Source organism: uncultured Bacteroides sp. (assembly GCF_910586915.1).
Taxonomy (GTDB): domain Bacteria; phylum Bacteroidota; class Bacteroidia; order Bacteroidales; family Bacteroidaceae; genus Bacteroides.
On record NZ_CAJULN010000041.1, the window covers coordinates 1 to 23,912 of the forward strand.

Consider the following 23,912-nt stretch of genomic DNA (forward strand, 5'->3'; position numbering starts at 1 on the left):
GAATACATGCCTGTCACGCATGGGGTCACGGGTTCGAGTCCCGTACGCACCGCTTTTTTATATATAAGATTAAATACAAAAGTCCTGAAGTATAATACTTTGGGACTTTTTTATATAGTTCTCCTACCAATGACAACGGAGCAAAACAGTTGATACCAACCTATCTATTGAACTACCGATATGGAAACACAATCAAACAGTAAAACCGAAAACAAATCCGAGTTAATGAATAAATATTATTCTAATTCAACGAACACCTGTATTCATATTAGGTGCAATACCCATAATTTTCTTGAATAGCAAACTGAAATACTGTACATTGGTATACCCCAATTGTCGCGCAACGACAGCAGGGGCATTTTCCGTTTTAAGTAACATTCTTTTAGCTACTTCAAGTCGTTTCAATTGAAAATATTCATTCAAATTCTTACCGGTCTCGAATTTCAGTAAATCGTTGAAATAAGGAACCGAAAGTCCCAGCACTGCGGCGCAATATTCCGATGTCGGCAATAGTGCGTTGCGTAACCGACCCGAATCAATGTAGTTATTAAACAGGTTTTCCAGTTCTTCGAGTACCGTTTTATTCTTATTCTCGCGTGTGATAAACTGTCGCTCGTAGAAACGGCTGCAATAGTCCAGCATAGTTCGATATGCCGCGCGAGAATAGTTGCGGTATGCGTGTCGATGGAGTGATGCAACTCCTCTTCAATATTTTCAAGGCAACATATAACGGTGGAAGTCTCCCGTTGTGACAAATGCAAAGCCTCTTCTTTGTTGTAGGAAAAGAATGTGTAGTTCTTAATATGATTTTTCAGCGAAGTGCGATACAACAAATCTGGATGAAACGCCAACAGCCATCCCTTATCCGGTAACACACCTGCTTCACTCATACGAAAAATTTCTCCGGGTTTAAGAAATATCATTGTAGCATTGGAGTAGTCGTAATACTTACGGCCGCAGCAACAACAGCCGTCAGCACATTCCTCAAATGAGCAGTACGGCATAAAACTCGAATTTCACGGCGCCTTGCTCCAAATCCGGATATTCCAGATTGATGATACTTACTTGGGGATGCAGTGTTTTGCATCCCAAATGACGGTTGCATTCGCACACACTCTTGATGTATAACGTTTCTCTCATCTCCTCCTTCATCTGCCTTTTCAGCCAATCATCTTTGCACGATATTCATTCGGTGTGCATCCCTCCCGTTTCTTGAACAGACGGCACAGGTGTTGCGGATATTGGAATCCCAACGAGTAAGCTATCCGGCTTACCGTAAGCCTGAGTGCCGGATATGCGATCCTTTGCTATTTCGATTACTTTCTCCTGGATATATTCCTGCGGAGTCTTACCGGTCTCTTTCTTGAACATATCTCCGAAATAATTGGGCGAAAGACATAATTTGTCGGCAAAATATTTCACGGAAGGCAGCCCGTCACGCTCGGCGGCATCCCCTCCGAAATATTCGTCCAGCAGATGTTCGAAACGGGTCAGCACATCCCGGTTGCTTTTGCTGCGCGTGATAAACTGGCGTTCGTAGAAACGCATACAGTAATTGAGCAATAACTCAATATATGTGGCAATCAGTATTTTGCTGTGTTTGTCTATGTCATGTTCCAGTTCTTTCCGGATGATTTTCAGACAATCCAATATAATGGTCTGCTCTTCCTCGGATACGTGCAGCGCTTCATTGACTTCATACGAGAAAAACGTGTAGTCCTTTATTGTTTTATTCAATGGCGTGCCGCGAAGCAGGTCGGGATGGAAGATGATGCCGTAGACATTGGACTGTATGCGTCCTACGGTCGGTGTCGTCTCTGCTGTCTGTCCGGGAGCGAAACATACAATGGCCCCTTCTTCGTAATCGTACTTCTGGCGACCGTACTTAATGTCACACGCTTTTTCCAATTTCAAAAACAAGGCGTATACGCCATAATTCAGGCGTATGGTATCCACCGCGCGGGTCGCCTCATTGAGATTGACCACACTGACGAACGGATGCAGCGTTTCAAGGCCAAACAACTGGTCATACCGGCCTACATTGTCCAAGTTAATTATCTTATCCATATATTGTATATGTTCTTATTTTCTTCATCGCACAAAATTAGAAGATTATACGGATAATCCAATAACCTCAATTACTGATAATATAACCTTGACTACAGATTTAGGCCATTCTTTCCGGAACTTAAGTAATTGAGGTTATACAATCCGTAATTCATCTACCAAGCCCCTCTGCCATCCAGTGTAATTTTGCGGTGTGAAAGAAAATAAGAAACAATAATCATTAAAATCACATCGGTTATGAAACAGACTATTTTTTTAACGGCCGTTTTCCTCTTTCTTCTCGGTCTGACGGAAAACCCGGCACAAAACACTCAAAACAGCAGGAAGATGGAACAGTTGAATCTGACGCAGGAATGGGACAAGACGTTCCCGAAGAGCGACAAAGTAAACCACAGCAAAGTAACCTTTGTCAACCGTTACGGCCTCACGATCGCTGCCGACCTGTATGTACCGAAAACAACCTTCGAAGGAAAACTTCCGGCTATTGCCGTTAGCGGCCCGTTCGGTGCGGTGAAGGAACAGGCGTCAGGACTGTATGCCCAAACGCTTGCCGAACGAGGTTTCCTCACTCTTGCTTTCGACCCCTCGTTCACAGGCGAGAGTGGCGGACAACCGCGCAGTGTGGCTTCGCCGGACATCAATACCGAAGATTTTTCGGCGGCAGTGGATTATCTTGCCACGCGCCCGGATGTGGATGCCGGGCGTATCGGAATCATCGGTATCTGTGGATGGGGAGGTTTTGCCATCAACGCGGCAGCCAACGACACACGCATCAAGGCAACGGTAGCTTCCACCATGTACGACATCAGCCGTGCCACGGCAAACGGTTATTTCGATAACGCCGATAATGCAGATGCACGTTATAAAATGCGTCAGGAGTTCAACGCCCAGCGCACGGAAGACTATCGTACTGGAATTTATCCCCGTACCGCGATGAATCCGAAGCCTGCCGAAAACGCACCGCAATTCATGAAGGACTATTATGACTACTACAAGAGCAAACGAGGTTATCATCCCCGTTCCATCAACTCTGGTATAGGCTGGAACAAAACCTCGTCACTTGCTTTCGTCAACGCTCCCATACTTGGGTATGCCGATGAAATCCGTCATGCCGTACTGCTCATTCACGGCGAGAAAGCCCACTCCCGTTATTTCAGCGAGGATGCCTTCAAGAATTTGAAAGGCGGCAACAAGGAGCTGATGATTATTCCCGGAGCGGTGCATACGGATTTGTATGACCGGACGGATATCATTCCGTTTGATAAAATGGAGGAATTCTTCAAAGAATACTTGAAATAAATCGCAAACCGGAAGTAGAAGCCGCTCCGATGCTTCTGCTTCCGGAAGGGACTATGCGAACGTAACTGTTGAAATCAACAATAACCAAAACAACATTTCAAATGAAACTTATTAAAGATACTGAATTCGGGGGCGAACGTCCCTTGTTCGAATCTCACGGCCTACGGCTGGAGAATGTGGTTATCCGTGCCGGAGAATCGGCCGTCAAAGAGTGCAGCAACATCGAAGCGTTCGAATGCCCGCCATCTCGGCGGTTATCAAGGCGTTGACACAATTACAATAAAAATATAAAAACCGCCTGACATTATAAGCACTCTATTTCTTCTTCTGTCAATCCGGTTGCTCCGATAATCAAATCGATTGAAGTGCCGGATGATTTCAAATAACGGGCAACTTCCAGGGCTTTTCTTCTTTCACCTTTATTTAATCCCTCTTCAAGTCCTTTCGCTCTACCCTCTTCGAGTCCTTCCGCCCTGCCTTCTTCGCGTTCGGTATTGATATTGTCACGAAGAATTACGATATTGTCCAAGTGGCGATAGTAAGCTGCCAATTCATCTTTGGTCATTGTATCCAGTTTCAGTCTTTCGCGGGCCTCTTCAAGACCGGGAGCAGTTACAGTAGAAGGTATCTCTCCGGTATTGAGGTAGTAAATCCACTCTTCCAACGGACTTTTGGCCACCTGATTGAAACCGTTTACCTTCAGTATATAGTATTCGGGATATAGCTGGCTTACCGCATCCACCTTGAACGTCTGTTTCTGAAATGGAGTAAGTTCGAGCAGGTCGTTGGTGTGGATTCCTCGGAACTCCGTCTTTCCGTGATAAACGAAGTCCGCCCCATGTCCCAGCGAGAAGTAGACTATATTGACGCTATATACCTTGCGTACCTTGTCATATCCTTCTCCCCGGTTGATATACTCGGTCACCAACTTGGACGTACCGAACAACATACGCTGGAAGTAGGCATACTCATTATTATTCTGCACCTCTATCAACACCAATTCACCTTTGGAGTTCTCGGCAAGCATATCGACACGGTTATACTTGTCATACTCATCTTCCTGATTACTTTCGCTTTCGAGGAGTCGCTGGATAGTGATTTTCTCACCTAACAATGTAGTAAGCAGACCTTCGAGCACACTGAAGTTTGCCTTGTTTCTGAGCAGGCGCTTCATCGCCCAGTCGAAACGGATGACCTGATGTTTGGAATTGTTATTCATAAAACTCTAATGGCTAAGCGGGGAACGCTGTAAGCGTTATCACGCTTCGTTATCAACTTTCATTTCATTTTTCCTCACGTCAATATAAAGCAAATCATCATGGTCTGTTATACCATATAGTTCCATGTCGCCGATAAATCTATGTATATCAGACATTCTTGCTTTATAAACGACGAAATCCCGGTTCCAATAATCAATAAAGAAATAGAGAACCATATTTTTGTCAATTATATCCAATAGATGAAAATAAGGATCTTCCATGTTACAATCTATACTATATGGCACATATTTAAAACTCAACCATAATGCACGAGGATTTCCAATTACAAATGTGTCATACAACCTTTGTATTAAAATCCCTTTATCAACATCCCCTATTTTCTGAAACGGAAGATGGTTATCTTTGATTGTCCGTTCTATTTCTTTATAATCAAACATAACATTTTACTTTTGTCGATAATGTATTGACAAATACAAAGGTAAGTAAAAACATTCAGAGTAGCAAGATTATCAAATGCATTAACCAAGATTATCCCTTTTCCTACTCTTTTTTGCGTTCCACTATAGTGTAACGCAAAGAACACTATAGTTTCCCTTGCGGAACACTATAGTGGAACGAACGGGAAACTATAGTGGAACGAAATAAAAATACCTGATGAAACATCTCTCAACACGCAGGTAACGGCAAACAAAAACCGATAGAGAATCTTCCAACAAACTGAAAAAAGGATGAGGCACAGCCTCAACAATAAAGCCTATTTCCGGAAACGGAAGAAAGCGGGCAGACGGTCGGGATTCAGCGTATAACGGGCACGTTCTTTCAAAAGCGGTTCGGAGTTGACTACGGCACAAGAATGGTGCACCGCAGCCATCATCTCACAATCGTGCAGCGAATTGCCTACCACCAAAACCTGTCCGAGAGGAAGGGACAACTTTTCACAGATTTGGAGTACCCCTCTCTTTTTGCCGGCTTGCCGGTGTGTCACCGCAATAAGGGGTGGTCTATAAAATATCCGACAGGAATTCTCCTCAAAACGGGAAAGGCACTCTTCCCTCCGCTCTTTGTCACGAATCAATATGCTATACTTATAGATTTGGCCTTGATAGCTATGAGCCGTTATCCTTACGGATTCTTCGTTTATGTCCGACGGCAATTCAACCGGCAGACACAAGTGCTGCCCGTTGCCGTAGAGCAACAGACCGCCGTCGGCAAACACCCCACCTTTAAATAGGCCGAAAAGAGCCTTCCCCAATTTTCTCCGTGCCTGCTCCACGGATAAAGAGGTGGCTAAATATAACGGAACGGACTCCGCCATATATCGCAAGGTATCGGCATAACTTTCGGGGACTCTTCCCTGTGTATCGGTCAAAGTTCCGTCCACATCAAAAAACACGGCAGTAATCAAAGGCCTGTCCGGTATCCGCCAAAAAGCGCCTTCGCCCATTACACGGCGCAAAGGATGATTGGTCAGATTGCTGAATGCAATGTAGCAGTCGCATACTTTTCGCCGGCAAGGAAGTGAGGTATCCAACGTTTGATTCCGATAAAGATTACCTATCTTCACCTTGCTTCGAGGACAGGCAAAGATATTCCCTTTCCAGTCGATGAAACAGGAGGTTCTGCCCGATGCGCAATGCTCCCATTGAGCCGGAGCGTTGTGCAAATCGTATTCGAAAAGATTATCCAACCGGGTGAAAAAACGGACATCTTCATCGCTCAACGGAGATTTCAATCCCTGCATGGCATTAATAAACAGATAGATTTCCGGAGAAAGAGCCTTCCGCAACTCATTCAGTACATTCTTTGCCGAAGGGTTGCCTACAGCTCCGGCACAGACTTGTATTCCCTCCTTGCAGAGCCTATGAAGTTGACCGGCAAACCTTTCTACGGTGGTCATTTCCGGATGAAAACTTGCCCAAATCCTTATCTTGCCCCGCAACGCCGGAATCGCACGAAGCTCGCTCAGCCACTCGTCGGCGAGAAAGGAGAGGTTCGTCTGGCAGGAAATACCGGCTACGTGCGGCAAAGCGGCAAGCCGCACGATTCCCTCTCTGTAATAGCGATGTATGAGTGCTTCGCCGTAAGGAATGACAAACAGTTGCAAGGTCTCCCCCTTCCATTGTTCGATGGCGGTAATAAAGCGGTTCCACGCCTGCCGGTCCTGCGCGGTAGATGGCCGATGCGATTTCTTGCCAAAGGGACAATAAGAACAGGTATAGTTACAACTGTTCAGTTTGCCCCGATAGTAGATGCGCCGCACGGAAAGTAAAGAGCCTTCGTCTGCCATTGTCATTTCATTTTAAATGCATCCGGTTTTCCTTCAATAAGTATAGGTCTCCATCAGTTGTCTGATTTCGGGAGTGATGAACAACTGGCCGATATAATCGGAATAGCCCAACCCTTCGGGAGTCAGCCGGATACGTTCGGGAGTCTCTTCCGTCCACTGCCGTTCCGCCAGTTGGCGGAACAGCGGAATCCGGTCAACCGACTCTCCAAAACGCCGGAGATATTCAGCCTTGTCAAGCCCCATGTAATACAACAGGTTTTTGATGATGAAACGCTGCCGTTGTTCGCCTGCGGAAAGAAGAAATCCGTTGCGTGCCACGGTGAAATCGGTAGTTGCCACGTAGTCGTCTATCTCGCGGGCAATGCATTGCTGGCACACCGTGTAGCGGGTAGCATAGTGCAAATCACCCAAATAGCTGCGTCCGCCCGAGCCGCACGAAAGCATTACTTCATCACCACACGACACTTCCGCACCGGTAGGCCGATGACGGACAAAACGCCGCATGGAGGTTTGCAGAAAGCCTTCAGCTTGCAGCAGGTCGCAGGCGGCGCGATACATCCGGAAGCATACATCGTCCGGTTCGCGTTCGGTAATCCCTGTGCCTCGACGCACGTAGAGCGGATAAATAAACAATTCGCTCGGTCGGAAACGGAGTGCCTCTTTCAATGAATAGAGGAAACTTTCCACCGTCTGCCCCTTAATGCCATAAATCAGGTCGATATTGAAACAAGGAAAATCCATTTGGCGAATCTCTTCCAAAGCCCGATAAATGGTATTTTGGCGGGGACGCCTTTTGAGGGCTTTCAGTTCTTCATCCAAAAAACTCTGTATGCCGATACTCACACGAGCCACCCCCGACCGCTTCAAGACATCAAGACGCGGACGGTCTGCATATTCAGGCGAAGTCTCTACGGAGGTAAAGGTGCGGGACGGATGTACGCCGAACAAGGAGGCAGTAACCATCAACTGTTCCAGTTGCGCGACGGTCAGCAACAACGGAGTGCCGCCGCCGATGGCAAAACCATCAAACGTCAGTCCGGCAGTGAGCGGTGAAAGCTGCTGCGCCTGTCTGTAGAGAGTGTCCAGATAGGCGGCGATGGATTCGGTACGGTTGGTTTGCAGGGAGAACAGGTTGCAATATCCGCATTTATGGCTGCAAAAAGGAATATGAAAATAGAGTGACGCCTTTCTGCCTTCCACCTGTTTCAAGTAGGAAAGTAGCGAGAGCGGAGCAGGAAAAGGGCGGTATGCCGTTTTATGCGGATAACTATACATATAGTCTACATATCGAGATAGCGGTCGATTCATTGTTTCGTCAGTATAAAATGTTTGTAAGGAACCGTATAGACGGTTTCGTGGGATATGCAGTGATACTCGTAGCCGTCTTCGCCGTAGCAGGTTCCGTGGTCGGAAAGGGCGATAACCAGCGTGTCGGAACGTCGCCGGAAAGCCTGAAACAAACGAGGCAACTGGCTGTCGACATACCGCAATGCAGCTGCGTGCGATTCTTTATCGTCTTTTGTTTTGCCTTTCACATAGTGACAGTTGGGATAATGAATGGCGGAGAAATTGATATACATGAACAGGCGTTTGTCCGCAGGATAATCCGCAAGTTTCTCCAATGCGAAATCAATCTGCTTTTCCGCACTGTCGGGCACCGTACAACCGAAAGCAGGCAGCCAGTAGCTTTTGGTAAAATAACCGGGAAACACACGTCCCAATTCATTGCGCTTGCTAAAGAAATTCACACCGCCTATGCAGATTGTCTCATATCCCGCACGGGCGAGACTCTGCACAAAGGTGGCTTCCGTAAACGGATAGCTGCCTTCGGGCGGAATACGTCCCGTACCTGCCTGCACAGGGAAAAACAGCCATTTACGGCTACGCAAAGAGTGGGGTTCGGCCGGCGAAGGGAGAAAACCGGCGAAAATGGCAAAATGAGAGGGGTAAGTAAAGTTTCCCGGTGCGTGTCTTTTCTCCCACAAACCGCCGTGACTATTCAGCACCGGTGTTCCTCCGGCGGCTTCTTCCGCTTTGCTCACATCGTAACGCAGCGTATCGAAGCAAAGCATAAGTATATCATGGGTTCCCACCACGCGGTTCATATCCATATCGGGATATCGATTCTGCTCTCCCGCCGGCAGTTCATCTATCTGCATGGTCATATTTGTCTTTTATCGTTTTTATCTGTCGGATGTAAATCGAATTGTCGGCATACATATCCTGGTAAATATGGTCGCCCTGGCCGTTGACTTCAATAATATAAGGTATATCCGTACCTCTTTCTATCAGTACATCCACTCCGGCATACTGCAAACCCATTGCGCGGACGGCTTTTCTGCATAAGAGGTAAATCCGCTGCCGCACTTCTTCCGGCAAGGCAAGCTCTTCCCACCGACGCGGGTTATTGTTCAGATGCAGGTTGGTAATACTCCCCTTGCTGCATCTCACTACCACATAATGAACCTCCTCTTCTCCGCATACCACCCGAAGGTCGTAATTCTCTCCCTGCCACTGCTCCTTAGGTATCCACTCTTCCAGCACAGCTCCGGTATGCATGACGGCTTCCGCCAGGGGAAGAATATCTTTCTCCTTCGTCAGACGGTGAATGCGTTTTGTATTACGGATGATACCGTCCGCTTCCTGCAAGGTAGTATAAACCACCCATTTCTGCTGATGCGGCCGGTAGCGGATTGCCATGATGCCGCCCGCTCCCGAACCATAACGGGGTTTCAAGAAACATCCTCTGCCGCAGTCGGCAAGAGCTTGCAGCAGTTCGTCGCAAAAGCGCGGCGTACCCAATATGGGAGTTACATTCAAGGCCTTTGCCGATAAAATCTGCTTGGTCTCCTTTTTATCAAGTGCCTGCAACAATGCATGAGGCGGATTCAGAAAGTGCACACCATCGGGCAAGACTGCCTCGTCCAGCCGTTGCAATGCGGCTTTGTATGCTTCATTCAGCCGAGCATATTTCAGAAAATCCGTTTCGCTGCTCACCCACGGTTCCAGTTTCACAACCGCCTGACGCAAGAACGGCAGGCGGCTGAACAACTCTTCGTAAGTCAGAAAGCGGACTTCCGTCTGTAACTTCCTGCCTGCTCCGGCAAAGTATTCGATACGCTTGGACAAAGAGTTGCCGACAACGATGATTTCCATGCTCTCCTACTCGGTAATCATCGGGCTATACCACATTTCACCGTCGTATTCTTCGGCCTCTTCCGTTTCGGCAATGTCTATCTTCATGGGGAGTTCCTGCAATTCCTTCTTCATCTCCTGGCTCAAATAGTTGTAACGCATATTGATGAACTTCAAATGGGCAATCTTGTCCACATTGTCCAGCAGGAGTCGGGCGCCTTCGTCTTTGAGGACACCTGCCGAAATATCCATCGTCTCCAATTGAGGGAGAATATCCGATTCTAAGAACATCTTTACAACCTCGTTCTGTTCTTCGGCATTCACAATACCCAAATAGGTCAGTTTCGGGAAACGTACTTTGGAGAAAAGCGGACGGAAGATTTCGATATCGCCTTCAAAGCCGTAGTCTTCCACACCGGCATACAGAACCAACTTTTCCAGATTCGGGAAATCGGATTTTAGGATATCTTCCACCACTTCCGTAGGAAGGCCGCCGCTGATAATCTCCAGCGAACGCAACTCCGGACGTGAAGTCTGCCCCAAGCGAAGGTTATTCGTTCCTTTTATCTTCAAGTCTTTCAGCTTAGGCAGGACATCAAGCAGGGGACTAAGGTCTGTCTGTTCAATCCAGGAGATTTCCTGCTCCTCCCAGTCCATATCTCCCCAGAACAAGCCTTCGAGGTGGGCAAACTTATCTTTATGTTCAAGTATTCCTTCCAATAAGGCAGAGCAGTCTTCGCCTTCGTAGCCCCAGCAGCCGACAGTGATTTGCTTATATTCGGGCAGATGTTTGTCTTTCAGAATCTTATCCAATAGCTGGACACCTTTTTCGTATTCATTGTAACTCACAGCATATTTCTTAGCTTCCACTTTCATTTCGCGTGCTGTTTCTTCTGCTGTTTCTACATAGCCTTTTTTTGTTTTCTCCGCAATGAATTTATTGGCGGCTTTTTCGGCCTCTTCAACAGTCGGGTAGTTTTTCACCTGGGTCTGCCCTTCAGTTCCCAACTTACCGTAATTAACGACAACGTCTGTTCCCTGTACATCTATACTCCAGAACTTCTGCGACTTAAAGTCTTGAAACACGAAAACTCTTTTCATAATACTTTATTTTATGGTTGATATTTTCCCATTCAAAGCGCAACAACGCATGAACAACATCTGCAAAAATAATTATTTTTTCACCATCACACAAAGGGCTACCCCATTTCTTTTCGGAGCAGCCCTCGATTGGCAGTTTCTATACTTCTGTATTAATCTTCAATCGTACATATACTTACACGATTCCAGTCCGGTTCGGTAAACATATCGCCTACGCCCTGACCTTCGGCTGTGATGCGCGAAGCGTTGATTTTGTATTTATTGACCAAGATGGTCTTGACAGCTTCCGCACGTGCGGCAGCTATTCTTGCATTGACTTCCACACTACCTTCCGGAGAAGCGTATCCTTTGATAATCACCTTTGTATCCGGATGTTTCTTCATATAAGAAGCTACACGTTCCACATTGGGCAACTGCGACGCATCTACCGACGAACGGCCTTGTCTGAAAGTAACGATAGATTCCGGAACGCGGGCAGTATTGACTACCTTCTCCACAGGAACAACCTTTGTGCGGCACTCTTCCAGTTCTTTCTGCAATCCGTCAATCTGGCGGCTGGCAGAACTCAACGCTCCATCCTTGTTGTTCACTTCGGAACGGAGAGCATTGATGGAAGAGTTCAAATCATCGATTTCAGCCTGATTGTAGGCTTTCACTTTGGCAAAGTGGTGCGTTCCGTTACTTGTCATAAAGTGGTAAGTCAGTCCGGCTGTCACTTCAAAAGCGGCGTTGTTGGCGTTGAAGCGACTCTTCGCCCGGTTGAAGTCGCCCTGCATATCGTACACAATGGCGGGTTTGATGCCCAGCGTCCAAGCCTTGCTCTCGCCCAAATTGAAATTGAAATTCATTCCCAAACGGGTAGACCACGAGTTAGTGTCGCCCGCGCCATTCATGTAGTAATGCAACCAACCCACTCCGGCCACCGCCTCCATCTCAAAGACACGCGGCTGCCCCAAGTAGGAGCCAAACAGGTTCATCAAATTGACCTTACCCAACACGCTGACATCCGAAGCATCGAACGCCGTTTTACTGGATGTGGTGTTAACATATCCCATCCCCTGAAATCCCAATCCGAAAACGGGAGTCAATTGTTTGGAAAGCCCGATTCCGAAACCGGGACGCATACTCTTGAAGAATGCACTGTGTGTAAGCGGAGTGATGGCGCCCGCCTTCATCTCAACCGACCAGTTATCGGCAAACTTCGTTCCTTCCACTACCGATTGGGCGTTTGCTGTAAGTGTACCCAATGCTAAAGCTGCTAAAATAATAGATTTTTTCATAATCAAATGTTTTTAAACTGTAATGTTTTGACGATAAATCATTAGAAATGCTTTACGTGTTCCATTGTCTAACTCTTTAGTTCATAATTAAGTTCGTTATTTATGCTAAACAACATATCGCACGAAGCGTTAGTTCATATTCCTACCGAACAATTAACATCTATTCACTCAGCCAACCCGCCATGCGGCTTCTTCCGTAGAAATAATAGAAGAACAATCCTACCCAACTGGTAAGAAGAATCACTACAATAGCCAACAGTTTCTTTTCCCAGGGAGCATGAAGGCGCCCTATTTCGAGAGCCGCCTTAATGGTCAGTACGAAACCGACCACCCAAATTACAAATCCGACCATAAACATACAATTTCATTAATAATAGTTTGAAAATCACATTTCAACAGGTAAACAAAAGAAAGCAAATATTGGTTTGCCGACAATTGTCTTTTAACACATAATGCAGGTATGCAAACCCGGAAAAGCTGTTTTTGACATTCATAGCCGAACAAATAAATTACAATGTTCGTTAGAATAAAGAAAAACATCAAATGAAAATCTTAACTCAAAGCAAAAAGAAATTATCCGTATCTGTCAAAATCATAAAAGATACGTTTCAAGGATTTATTGACGACAACGTCATGAGATTGAGTGCATCATTGGCTTACGCAACTCTTTTCTCAACCATTCCCTTGCTCTCACTCCTTATTACTATCGGAGTATTACTCAATGTCGATTTCACCAATCAGTTATATGCCCAGTTGGAACCGGTTGTCGGGTCTAAAGTCATCGACGCGCTCCAGGCAATCATGGAGAATGCCGAAACAACCGATTCGTTTTCATTTGCCACAATCCTCAGCATAGGTGTCACCATATTCGGAGCCACCACGATTTTCGCGGAAATACAGGGTTCACTGAACACTATTTGGGGAATAAAAGCCGTACCGAAGAAAGGTTGGCTCAAATATATTCAAAACAGATTGTTGTCTTTCTCCATCATCCTTGTGTTTGCTTTTATGCTGCTGATTACATTCACCATCACCAATCTAATCACAGAAGTAAGCAACAAATTCATCACCAACAATCCGGATGTGGCAGAATCTTTGGTAAAGACCATAGGAATGATGATTAATATAGGTGTAACTACCGTCATCTTCACCCTTATATTCAAGATACTGCCGGATGCTAAAATCAAAAGTAAGGATGTATTTATAGGAGCACTTGTCACTACCGTGCTATTATTGACAGGGCAATGGGGAATATCCTTTTATATCGGATTTGCCAACATCGAAACGGTGTATGGAGCAGCAGCATTTATGGCTATTTTCATCACATGGATTTATTACTCGGCCATCATTATTTATACGGGAGCGGAATTTACAAAAGCCTGGGCCAATGAATTAGGGGGAAAGATTTTTCCGGACGAGTATGCTGTGGCTACAAAAGTCATTGAAATACGTGAAGAGAACAAGCCCATTACATAGGGCTGGCTTAAATATTGGTCACCAGTTTCAGTAGCACTCTTTGTTTTGTAATCTATCTGAAACTGGTGACGGAGAAACAACCAATTTATCTTCTCGCATTGGCAGAAAGCGTATATATCTCACCCTTCTTTCCACTCTCTTTTAGCTGGTTTCTCATACGCGCCATCTTTCTCAGTCTTTCGGTTTTCCGACCTGATGAAAAATGATATACTATCGCACCAATAATGGAGCTTGCTGTCAGCCGAAGCCATAAATTGAAACTATTAGCTTTCATAATCAATTTGTTTTAATGGTTAATCGTTCAGAATATCTTTAGTTGTCGTCACTGCTATTTCCCAACCGGCAAATAGTACAATGGGAGAATAGCTTTCATTTACACTATCCTCCCATTGCAAAACAACACCTCCTAACTATTTTTTATTTTTATCTACCATAGCGTGGACTTTCTCTCTTACATCGTCCGCCTTTTCGGCAACATAAAAGGTTCCGTCGGCTACTTTGTCAGCTACTTTTGTCCCGGCATCCAATACCTTGTCATTTACCGTGTCAATCAAGTTAGAACCATCTCCGGTCACTTTCTGAAATGCATGATTTACTTTTTCTTTCACACACTTTCCTTTAGGTGAACACCAAAAACGATAGACCAGTGCACCAATTACCGAACCGACTCCCAGCCCGATAAGAAAATCAGATTTTCCTCTTTCCATAATGAAGTTTAAGTTTTAAAAGTTAATAAATCAAAGTTCTTCGTTTCTGGGGTGTTTTCTAAACAAAGACAGAATCCATAATAACAACACAGCACCCACAACCGAAGTGATAAGACTGCCTAAAATACCGCCCGCAGCGATACCCAGCACACCGAATACCCAGCCGCCCAAAAGACCGCCAATAATACCTACAACGAGATTAATCAAAAGGCCGAAACCTCCGCCTCTCATAATCTTTCCGGCTAGAAAACCGGCAACAATACCAATGATAATATACCAAATAACACTCATAATTAAAGAATTTAGGTTTATATATAAGTTTCAAAAAAGTTTACTATAAGTCTTTGTTATAATAAAATCTTCGTTTTATTAAAAAACGCCTTCCGATATCATTTAGTTCCTGTTTAAGCCAATATTTTAACACATATTTTATATTTACCATATTTTAGCAGCATTATGGACAATATTAAGAATGATTAAACGCTCCATCTAAACCTCTGCATTCCACAATATGTTTTACTTGATATAAAACATTAAAAATACCGGAATATGAAAAATAGCGATAATTTATTTCTTACAGGCCAAACCGAATGTGAAAACATACATAAAATGTGTGCGGACGCATACGCCAAAGGATGTATGACCGAAAGAGCATTGGCCATTGAAGCATACAGGCTGCGTTGCAACAAACTGTTTGGCAACAGATGCATGACCCGTTCCCTCTTCGGAAGGTTGACCAAGAAAATATGTGACGGGAACTGCTGGTATCTGAATCAATACAAATCAGAATTACAAAAACTGGAAACCAATAAATGAAAGGACAGAATGATTACTGTCCTTTCCGAAGGCAATATAATGTCGGCACAATGTTTTCGGTATATGAAACATGGTTCAACAAAGCTCAATCGAGTGCCTTTTTCACTTCCTTTTTCACATTATCGTAGCCTTCATTTACTTCCTTCTTAGCTTTATCAGCGCCTTCTTTCACCTGCTCTTTGGTTTCTTTCCAAGCTTCTTTCACACTATCTGCTCCCGCTTCTATTTTGTCAGAAGCCTTATCAAGTGCTCTGTCTGTAGATTCCTTCGCATTTTCAATCCGGTTGTTAACCCTGTCCTGCGTTCTTTTATCCCTGCAAGATGTCATAGTCAATAATGCTGTGCCTGCCAACACCAAAGTCGCAAACATAAATTTTCTCATTTTCATATTCTCTCAAATTAGTTAGTTTACAAAATAAAATCAAAAATTCCGGCGAAAGGTTTCCGAACTTCTTTCGCCGGAAATAAAATCATGAACTTGATTCAAAAATCGAAAGCCTTACTTTTTATCCGACTTTTTGCCGGAAGTTGCACATTTGCTTTCTTTTGCATGAGTTTCCTTCTTGGTACTCTTTGCTTCCTGTTTTTTTTCAATTTTCTTATTCATAACACAAAAATTTAAAAAGTTAAAACTATATTATAAACAGCCGTCTATTTTTTACAGCCTTTTTCCGTTTTCTGACAGCCACACCAGCTCATATCCTTTTCAGGAGTTGCCGAAAGTACTTCCTTGCTGCGCTCTTCGGACAACTGTTTGTCTTTTTGGGCAACTTGTTCTTCCGTGCGGTCGGTTCCTTGCGGTTGTCGGTCTACGAGTCCGTTTGTTCTTCTCACTTCTTCCAAAGGGTTCTCAATATACTGCCATTCCTCTTTCAGCCTTGAGCTTTTGCCTTCATTCCACGGGCCACGGTAATCCTCTCCTTTCGAGAAGTCGAAATAAAGGTTACTGTACTTGGGAGAAGTCTGCAATACTCCGGGCGGGAAATTCGGCTGGATAGTGTTGAGTGCCGCTTCAAATTGCTGAAAGTGGGTTACTTCACGCGTCATCAGGAAAATCAGCGTCTCCCTCACAGAAGGGTCTTCGGTGAACTTCAGCAGTCCTTCGTATCCTAACTTGGCACGACATTCGTTTGCCATATTGGTCTGGAGGTCTACCGTGAGTTCCGCATTGGCAGATACGTAGCTTCCGCACCACGGGTTGCCGTTGCTATCCGTCAGCATAGGGCTACCACAAGATATTACTACACTCTGCGGGTTGCTAAAGGCTTGTTGGATAAACTCTTCTTTAGCGGACTTACCATCCATCAACTTACGGATTTCCATCGTATCGACAGCATCCTTCATCTCACCGTTTACAGGACCGAGAAGCATCTGAATAGTAGCTCCCACTATTTCGAGGTGAGCCAACTCTTCGGTAGCGATGTCCATCAGCATATCATACTTGTCCGGAAACGGATTGCGGCAACTGAAAGCCTGCACAAAATACTGTAAAGCTGACGTCAACTCTCCATTGGCTCCGCCGAATGCTTCGAGCAGTATACGTGCAAAGCGCGGATCGGGCCGGGAGACACGAGCATTAAATTGCAAATCTTTTACATGATAAAACATAATCGATTTTTTTTAGTTAATAATTCAGGTTAGTTAAGATGTACATCTAAAAAATATCATATCGTGAATGCCGGATTGTATAAATACCTTCCGGCACACCACAAGAATCAGAATTTATAGCCATAACCCAACATGATAACCACGTTATCTTCCTGGGCAAACATAAACTTAGCTTCCGCATTCAAGAAACTGCGTTCAGACAAAGGCAGTGTTATACCCCCACCGAGATTGAAAGCAAACTTCGTGGAATTGCTTCTGTCTACTTTCGTAGTCACTCCATCTACCACAACATCCTGTTTTCCGTAAAAATTGTTCTGCATTCCGATTCCCGCAAGCGGATAAACAGAGAATCCTTGTCCGTCTCTACTGAAATTAAATACATAATGGAAGTTGACGTTCACATCCAGCCCTGTTGCTTTGTCCTTAGGGAAGAAGAATGTAAGGTCGGGCGCTATTCTCAGATTGTTGGCTATCGCATAGCGTCCCTGTGCCTGCAAGCCGAATCGTTCGTAATTCGTTTGGTAACCGAGGCTTCCCATGACAGAGGCCTCACCTTTTTTTGTTTGGGCGTTCACGCCGAAAGCGGTCATTGCGACCAAAATCAATAATAAAAACTTTTTCATAATCAAGGTATTTAGTTAATTAATATATTTCATCGACAACATTCGTCCGTAGTTACTCTTCAATCGTACAGATACTTACGCGGTTCCAGTCAGGTTCGGTAAACATATCGCCCACGCCCTGGCCTTCGGCTGTAATACGGTTTGCTGCGATTCTGTATTTTTTCGTCAGGATGGTCTTTACGGCTTCGGCACGAGCAGCAGCCAGTCGGGCGTTGAGTTCGACACTGCCTTCGGGCGAAGCATATCCTTTAATAAGAACTTTCGTCTCCGGATGTTTATTCATATACGAAGCTACACGTTCCACATTCGGAAGTTGCGAAGCATCGACAGAGGAACGTCCTTGCCGGAAAGTAACGATTGATTCGGGGATGCGTGAAGTCTTTGTCACCGTTTCCACCGGAACCGCTTTGGTGCGGCAGTCGTTCAGTTCTTGTTGCAATCCGTTGATTTGCCGGTTAGCGTTGTTCAATTCGCTGTTGCGGGCGTCTACCTCTCCGCGAAGTGCATTGATAGACGAATTCAAATCATCAATTTCCGCCTGATTGTAGGCTTTCACTTTGTTGAAGTAATAGGTTCCGTTGCTCGTAGCAAAGTGATAGGTCAGTCCGGCAGTAATTTCAAAAGCGGCATGGTTGGCATTGAAGCGACTCTTCGCGCGGTTGAAATCTCCCTGCATATCGTACACAACGGCAGGTTTAATACCTAATGTCCATGCTTTGGCTTCGCCCATATTAAAATTGAAGTTCATTCCGAAGCGGGTAGACCAGGAGTTAATATCTCCGTCGCCATTCATGTAGTAATGCAACCATCCCACACCGGTCACGGCTTCAATCTCAAAGACGCGGGGAGCACCAAGATAACTGCCGAAAAGATTCATCAGATTGACTTTAGCCAATACACTGACATCGGAAGCGTCGAAAGCAGTCTTACTTTGAGTGGTATTGACATACCCCATTCCCTGAAATCCCAAGCCGAAGTTAGGGGTCAACTGTTTCGAGAATCTTACTCCGAAAGCAGGACGCATACTTTTAAAGAAAGCACTGTGGGTAAGTGGAGTCACCGCACCGGTATTGATTCCCACCGACCAATTATCCGTAAACTTAGTACTTTCGGTCACCGTCTGGGCTTTTGCTGAAACTGTACCCAAGACACAAGCTAATAAAATAATAGACTTTTTCATAATAGAATATAATTTAAATGTGACGTTTTATTTTCATCCACACGAAGAGAACATATCCTAAAAAAAATTAGTTCGTAGTATGCGTCCTGTATTAACATATATTTATCTTTTTTCCACAGTCTGTAATACAGGTAAAATAATCTGTAATCCATATACAAGCTAACTCCCCAATAGGTAGTATCTTTGCAACCGTATAAAAACGACGGATATAAACATAAAAAACAAATTGATATGTATTTAGAAAACATCTATTCTCCGGCAGACGTAAAGAAGTTGTCGTTCGAGGAACTCCATGTATTAAGCGATGAAATCAGAGCGGCGCTCCTGAAAAAGCTGAGTGAACACGGCGGACATTTCGGCCCCAACTTCGGAATGGTGGAAGCAACCATCGCCCTGCATTATGTATTCAATTCGCCCACCGACAAAATCGTATTCGACGTATCGCATCAGAGCTATGCGCACAAAATGTTGACGGGGCGAAAAGAGGCCTTCCTCTATCCGGCTCAGTATGACAACGTTTCCGGCTATTCCGAACCCCAGGAAAGCAAGCACGACTTCTTTGTTATCGGCCATACTTCCACCTCCGTCAGCCTTGCCAGCGGCTTGGCGAAGGGACGCGACCTGACCTGTGGCAATGAGAATATCATTGCCGTGATAGGCGACGGTTCTTTAAGCGGCGGCGAAGCATTCGAAGGATTGGACTATGTGGCGGAACTCGGCACCAACATGATTATCGTAGTCAACGACAATCAGATGTCTATTGCCGAGAATCACGGCGGCCTGTACAAGAATCTGAAAGAGTTGCGCGACAGCAACGGCCGGTGCGAGTGTAATTTCTTCAAGGCAATGGGGCTGGACTATATGTACGTGAACGACGGCAACAATGTGGAAGCATTGGTAAAGGCTTTCGCGCAGGTGAAGGATATCGGACATCCGATAGTGGTACATATCAATACGCTGAAAGGGAAAGGATACGAACCTGCCGAACGGAACAAGGAGACTTTCCACTGGCTCCCTCCGTTCCATATAGAAAACGGAGAGCCGAAGTCTACCGACGATGCGGAAGATTATAGCGAAATCACCGCTCGGTATCTGCTGAAAAAGATGAAAGAGGACAAGCGTGTGGTAACAATCACTTCGGGCACTCCTGCCGTTCTCGGATTCACTCCCGACCGCCGGCAGGAAGCAGGCAAGCAGTTTGTAGATGTGGGCATTGCCGAAGAACACGCCGTGGCATTGGCTTCGGGTATTGCTGCCAATGGCGGAAAACCCGTCTACGGAGTATATAGCACGTTTATCCAACGCTCTTACGACCAGCTTTCGCAAGACCTCTGTATCAACAACAATCCGGCAGTCCTATTGGTCTTTGGAGGAACATTGTCGGGTATGAACGATGTCACTCATCTCTGTTTCTTCGACATTCCGCTTATTGCCAACATTCCGAATATGATTTATTTGGCTCCTACCTGTAAAGAGGAGTATCTTGCAATGTTGGAATGGAGCATCCATCAGAACGAGCATCCGGTGGCTATCCGTGTGCCTGCAACGGAAGTGACAAGTTACGGCGAACCTGTGGATACCGATTACGATGTTCTCAACCGTTATAAAGTGGTTCATCGCGGTTCGAAAGTGGCGATTCTTGCGTTAGGTTCGTTCTTCGGATTGGGACAGTCGGTACTGTCGCTGCTGAAAGAAAAAGCAGGCATCGATGCAACGCTTATCAATCCCCGATATATCACCGGCATCGACAAGGAACTGATGGAGGAGCTGAAGGCCGACCACCAGTTAGTGATTACCCTGGAAGACGGCGTGCTGGACGGCGGTTTCGGTGAGAAGATTGCCCGCTATTACGGCGCCAGCGATATGAAAGTACTCACTTATGGAGCGAAGAAAGAGTTTGTAGACCGCTATGACTTAGAAGAGCTGCTTCGCGCCAATCGCCTGACGGACGAACAGATTGTGGAAGACGTGATGAATATAAACCAGTAGTATGCGACCCAAAAGCATATCTTCAAATAACGCATAATAAAAACCGTTTCTTCGGAAAGAGACCTCTCTGCAATCTCCCCAAAGAAACGGTTTTTCTTTTTCTACCAGCTGTTTATATCATCTTACTTCTTCCGGCTTCCTATCTCTTTCAATAGCTCCTCAACAGCCGTTTTCAGTTGTATATCCTCCCCTTTCACCACTGTTTCGGGGTTGTTGGCTACCTTGACATCAGGCTCCAACTGGCTGTTTTCGAGATAACTTCCATCCGGCAGACGATATCCGATGACCGGAATACCAAATACCAGCGAAGGGTCTTGAAGCGTTTCCCAAGATACACTTGTCATGGTTCCCGGCACGGGCATACCCACCAATTTTCCTATCTTGCGGTGCTTGTACACCCACGGCGTGCCGTGTGCGTTGGAATAGTTGGCTTCGCACTGCACCATGATGGAGGGTTTGTTCCAGCGACGGCTCGGCATATCGCACGCTTCGCGTCCGCGCACCACCTGCGTAAAGTATTTCTGCCCACTGAAAAGCACCTCGATATCTTCGTGCAGACGTCCGCCGCCATTGAAGCGGGTATCAATCACAATTCCGTCGCAGTGGTTGTATTTGCCCAAGATGTCCGAGTAGACCGTACGGAAACTTCCGTCTCCCATCGACTGTATATGCACATATCCTAATCTGCCGTCCGACCACTTCTCTACATCGGCGGCACGCTGTTTCACCCAACGCGTATATAAGAGGTTATTGAGCCGTCCGGCGCTAATGGGCATCACCACCTCATCCCAGCGTTCCTTGTTCTGCGGGTCGTACAATGAAACCAATGTTTTCTTTCCGGCCTTGCCGTTCAGCAGAGCCGTGATGTCCTTGTCGGGCACCAACTCCTCGCCGTTAATCTTCTCGATGATGCAACCAGCCTTGACTTTAGTGCGCGAATGGTCGAAGGGACCTTTCTCCACCACCTCGGCTATCTTCATCCCTTTTCCCTGATATTCCCAGTCGAAGAGCAAGCCCAAGTTGGAGGTCGCCTCTCCGCCACCTCTCGGAGAATAACGTCCGCCGGTATGCGACACATTCAGTTCGCCCAGCCACTCGCTCAGCAACTCGGCAAAGTCGTAGTTATTGCCGATGTGGGGCAGGAACTTACGGTAGGCAGCCGTCATGGCGTCCCAGTCGATGCCATGCATATTCAGGTTGTAGAAACGTTTTTGCTGCTGCTTGTACACGTGGTCGAACATCGCTTCGCGTTCGGCTGCTAAGTCCATTTTCATCTCAGCCTGGTAACTGATTGATTTCAACGCATCCGACTTCGCATCCATTCGCTGCATATTACGTCCGCCCAACAGGAAAATATCCCCTTTCTTGTCCAGCATCAACGACACCCATCCGGCGTTAAGTTTGTGCAGACGCTTCGTGTCTTTTTCACGAAGGTTCATCTTCCAAAGGTCATAGCCGCCCTCAAAGGCCGAGAAGTAATAGAGGTTCTCCCCGTCTTTCGACAAGATGGCGCTGCCCAGGTCGGAAGAGTTGGGCGTAAGGCGGATGATGCGGTCTTCAATACCGGCAAGTTCTACCACAATCTCCTTCTTTTCTGTTTTCTCTTCGGCTGCCTTTTCCTTGTCGGCTTTTTCCTTTTTATTCTTCTTATCATCATCGGCTTTCGCTTTCTTCTGCTCCTTTTCCAGCTCTTTGAGCAACTCAAAGTCTTCCTTACTCAGCCGATAACGGTCGTAAGCATCCTGATTGAGGAACACCAGCATCACGTCCTGTTGCGAACCCCATGAGGCGTGCGCACGCATACCGTAACGTTCGGTCTGGAAAAGAATGGCGTTTCCGTCCAATACCCAGCACGGAGCACCACTGGCATATCCGCTGTTAGTGAGGTTGGTGATGGCACCGCCTTGTGCGCTGACAATACCTACGTCCGAATAAGGGTCGTGGCGGTTGCCGATAAAGGAGAGAGTAAACCATTTGCCATCGGGAGACCATTCGTAGTCGAATCCTCCTCCGGTGCTGTACCACAGAGAACCGTCCGTCACCTGGCGCACTTTCTTCGTTTTCAGGTCGAGCACCATCAGTCGGGTGCGGTCTTCGATGAAAGCGAGTTCCTTACCGTCGGGAGAGTATTGCGGGTAAGCGCGTTCCACGTTTTTGGAGGGCAGTAGCACTTCTTCTTCGATAAGGGTTGCATTGGCGAAGTTGGCCTCTTCCTTGCGGACTATCTTGGCGGTGTAAAGCTGCCAGTTGCCTGTCCGTTCGCTGGCGTAGACCAGTGTACGGTTGTCCGGCGCAAAAGATACGGCAGCCTCTTTTCCGGGGGTATTGGTGATTTGCCTGGTTGTCGGGTAATCTGTCGAAGTGACAAATACATCACCACGCACGATGAAAGCAACCTGCTTACCGTCGGGAGACACGGATGCGGAAGTCGCGCCTTGCGAGAACCGTAGCGAAGCGATTTCCTTCTCGTCGTCGCGGACAAGTTCGACGCTTACTTTCTTCGGACGGGCATTCATCTCCTGCGTATAAAGTTCTCCGTCGTATGTGTAGCATAAGGTTCCCTTGTCGCTGATGGAGAGGAAGCGTATCGGATGCGTGCGGAACGCGGTGACTGCTTTGACCGTTTGCGGAGCATTCAGCGAAAAGCTATATACATTGAACGTGCCGCCATTACGTTCGCTTAGGAAATAGACCGATGTGCCGTCGGGCGCATACACCGGATTGCGATCCTCCCCTTCCCTGTTCGTCAGGTTGGTATGCTTTCCGGACGATGCATCATACATCCATACATCACGGGTGATGGAAGAAGTGTGGTGCTTTCTCCATTCGTCCTCAAAGCCTTTACGGTCTTGGTAGATAAACTTTTTACCGGATTTGTCGAAGCAAACCCACTCGGCGGGAGTAGCCAGCACTTGTTCGGTACGTCCTCCGCCTACGGGCACTCTATACAGCTCCGTCAATGCTCCCGTAGGAAACAAGGCACTGCTTGCGGGGTCTTGGATGGCGGCCGAGAAAAGCACATACTTTCCGTCGGGAGTAAACGCGGAGGGTATCTCCGATGCGGAATGATACGTCAGCCTACGGGCGGCTCCTCCGTCGGACGGCATGATGTAGAGGTCGAAGT

General features: G+C 46.2%; 21 protein-coding genes and 3 pseudogenes. 5 read left to right on the plus strand and 19 right to left on the minus strand.

The annotated features are described in order from the left end of the window. Window positions 1–241 precede the first annotated feature (241 nt). Window positions 242–1,152, minus strand: a pseudogene (locus QZ331_RS11830) (AraC family transcriptional regulator). A gap of 8 nt (window positions 1,153–1,160) precedes the next feature. Further along, window positions 1,161–2,067: pseudogene (locus QZ331_RS14460) on the minus strand (helix-turn-helix transcriptional regulator). A gap of 237 nt (window positions 2,068–2,304) precedes the next feature. Here QZ331_RS14460 and QZ331_RS11845 point away from each other — a divergent pair. Next, window positions 2,305–3,366 carry an alpha/beta hydrolase gene (locus tag QZ331_RS11845; RefSeq protein WP_294630470.1) on the plus strand — a complete coding sequence of 354 codons (1,062 nt, stop codon included), beginning with the start codon at window positions 2,305–2,307 and terminating at the stop codon, window positions 3,364–3,366. A gap of 101 nt (window positions 3,367–3,467) precedes the next feature. Then, window positions 3,468–3,605 (plus strand): annotated as a pseudogene (locus QZ331_RS11850) (DUF3737 family protein); the annotation flags it as partial. 65 nt (window positions 3,606–3,670) lie between these two features. On the opposite strand, the gene QZ331_RS11855 reads toward QZ331_RS11850, so the two are convergent. The 9 genes from QZ331_RS11855 to QZ331_RS11895 form a co-directional block, all read right to left on the minus strand. Further along, complete coding sequence (locus QZ331_RS11855) at window positions 3,671–4,585, minus strand: Rpn family recombination-promoting nuclease/putative transposase (RefSeq protein ID WP_294630472.1); 915 nt, start codon at window positions 4,583–4,585, stop codon at window positions 3,671–3,673. Window positions 4,586–4,624: 39 nt separating this feature from the next. After that, window positions 4,625–5,023 carry a hypothetical protein gene (locus QZ331_RS11860; protein ID WP_294630474.1) on the minus strand — a complete coding sequence of 133 codons (399 nt, stop codon included), beginning with the start codon at window positions 5,021–5,023 and terminating at the stop codon, window positions 4,625–4,627. A 317-nt stretch (window positions 5,024–5,340) separates the two neighbouring features. Continuing rightward, window positions 5,341–6,873 carry an STM4011 family radical SAM protein gene (locus QZ331_RS11865; protein ID WP_294630476.1) on the minus strand — a complete coding sequence of 511 codons (1,533 nt, stop codon included), beginning with the start codon at window positions 6,871–6,873 and terminating at the stop codon, window positions 5,341–5,343. A gap of 33 nt (window positions 6,874–6,906) precedes the next feature. Next, a complete protein-coding gene (locus QZ331_RS11870; RefSeq protein WP_294630477.1) occupies window positions 6,907–8,181 on the minus strand; it encodes an STM4012 family radical SAM protein in 1,275 nt (424 codons plus the stop codon). After that, window positions 8,178–9,032: an STM4013/SEN3800 family hydrolase gene (locus QZ331_RS11875; protein ID WP_294630478.1), complete on the minus strand. Its 855-nt coding sequence runs from the start codon at window positions 9,030–9,032 to the stop codon at window positions 8,178–8,180. Before QZ331_RS11875 ends, QZ331_RS11870 begins: the two co-directional genes overlap by 4 nt. Continuing rightward, a complete protein-coding gene (locus QZ331_RS11880) occupies window positions 9,019–10,029 on the minus strand; it encodes an STM4014 family protein (protein WP_294630480.1) in 1,011 nt (336 codons plus the stop codon). Before QZ331_RS11880 ends, QZ331_RS11875 begins: the two co-directional genes overlap by 14 nt. Window positions 10,030–10,035: 6 nt before the next feature. Then, window positions 10,036–11,109, minus strand: coding sequence for an STM4015 family protein (locus QZ331_RS11885; protein ID WP_294630482.1), 1,074 nt, complete (start codon window positions 11,107–11,109; stop codon window positions 10,036–10,038). Window positions 11,110–11,261: 152 nt separating this feature from the next. Beyond that, on the minus strand, window positions 11,262–12,389 hold the full coding sequence (locus tag QZ331_RS11890; protein ID WP_294630484.1) for an OmpA family protein: 1,128 nt from the start codon (window positions 12,387–12,389) through the stop codon (window positions 11,262–11,264). A gap of 160 nt (window positions 12,390–12,549) precedes the next feature. After that, window positions 12,550–12,741, minus strand: a complete 192-nt coding sequence (locus QZ331_RS11895) for a hypothetical protein (RefSeq protein ID WP_294630486.1) — start codon at window positions 12,739–12,741, stop codon at window positions 12,550–12,552. 191 nt (window positions 12,742–12,932) lie between these two features. Here QZ331_RS11895 and QZ331_RS11900 point away from each other — a divergent pair, with 191 nt between their 5' ends. Further along, complete coding sequence (locus tag QZ331_RS11900) at window positions 12,933–13,865, plus strand: YihY/virulence factor BrkB family protein (protein WP_294630488.1); 933 nt, start codon at window positions 12,933–12,935, stop codon at window positions 13,863–13,865. Window positions 13,866–13,950: 85 nt separating this feature from the next. On the opposite strand, the gene QZ331_RS11905 is transcribed toward QZ331_RS11900, so the two are convergent. The 3 genes from QZ331_RS11905 to QZ331_RS11915 form a co-directional block, all read right to left on the minus strand. After that, window positions 13,951–14,139: a hypothetical protein gene (locus QZ331_RS11905; RefSeq protein WP_294630490.1), complete on the minus strand. Its 189-nt coding sequence runs from the start codon at window positions 14,137–14,139 to the stop codon at window positions 13,951–13,953. A 136-nt stretch (window positions 14,140–14,275) separates the two neighbouring features. Then, window positions 14,276–14,572: a YtxH domain-containing protein gene (locus QZ331_RS11910; protein WP_294630491.1), complete on the minus strand. Its 297-nt coding sequence runs from the start codon at window positions 14,570–14,572 to the stop codon at window positions 14,276–14,278. Window positions 14,573–14,602: 30 nt separating this feature from the next. Continuing rightward, window positions 14,603–14,863, minus strand: a complete 261-nt coding sequence (locus tag QZ331_RS11915; RefSeq protein WP_294630493.1) for a GlsB/YeaQ/YmgE family stress response membrane protein — start codon at window positions 14,861–14,863, stop codon at window positions 14,603–14,605. 258 nt (window positions 14,864–15,121) lie between these two features. Between QZ331_RS11915 and QZ331_RS11920 the strand changes: the two genes are divergently transcribed. Then, the gene (locus QZ331_RS11920) at window positions 15,122–15,388 is read left to right on the plus strand and encodes a hypothetical protein (RefSeq protein ID WP_294630494.1); all 267 of its coding nucleotides are present in this window, start codon (window positions 15,122–15,124) and stop codon (window positions 15,386–15,388) included. An 85-nt stretch (window positions 15,389–15,473) separates the two neighbouring features. On the opposite strand, the gene QZ331_RS11925 is transcribed toward QZ331_RS11920, so the two are convergent. From QZ331_RS11925 to QZ331_RS11940, 4 genes are all read right to left on the minus strand, one after another. After that, window positions 15,474–15,770 carry a YtxH domain-containing protein gene (locus QZ331_RS11925; protein WP_294630506.1) on the minus strand — a complete coding sequence of 99 codons (297 nt, stop codon included), beginning with the start codon at window positions 15,768–15,770 and terminating at the stop codon, window positions 15,474–15,476. Window positions 15,771–16,039: 269 nt separating this feature from the next. Further along, window positions 16,040–16,996, minus strand: a complete 957-nt coding sequence (locus QZ331_RS11930) for a manganese catalase family protein (protein WP_294630496.1) — start codon at window positions 16,994–16,996, stop codon at window positions 16,040–16,042. A 107-nt stretch (window positions 16,997–17,103) separates the two neighbouring features. After that, window positions 17,104–17,619 carry a porin family protein gene (locus QZ331_RS11935; protein ID WP_294630498.1) on the minus strand — a complete coding sequence of 172 codons (516 nt, stop codon included), beginning with the start codon at window positions 17,617–17,619 and terminating at the stop codon, window positions 17,104–17,106. A 52-nt stretch (window positions 17,620–17,671) separates the two neighbouring features. Continuing rightward, a complete protein-coding gene (locus tag QZ331_RS11940; protein ID WP_294630500.1) occupies window positions 17,672–18,799 on the minus strand; it encodes an OmpA family protein in 1,128 nt (375 codons plus the stop codon). A gap of 231 nt (window positions 18,800–19,030) precedes the next feature. Between QZ331_RS11940 and QZ331_RS11945 the strand changes: the two genes are divergently transcribed. Next, complete coding sequence (locus QZ331_RS11945) at window positions 19,031–20,788, plus strand: 1-deoxy-D-xylulose-5-phosphate synthase (protein ID WP_294630502.1); 1,758 nt, start codon at window positions 19,031–19,033, stop codon at window positions 20,786–20,788. Between the two features lie 122 nt (window positions 20,789–20,910). Here QZ331_RS11945 and QZ331_RS11950 read toward each other — a convergent pair. After that, on the minus strand, window positions 20,911–23,912 hold a 3,002-nt coding region (locus QZ331_RS11950; protein ID WP_294630504.1), incomplete at its 5' end, for a S41 family peptidase.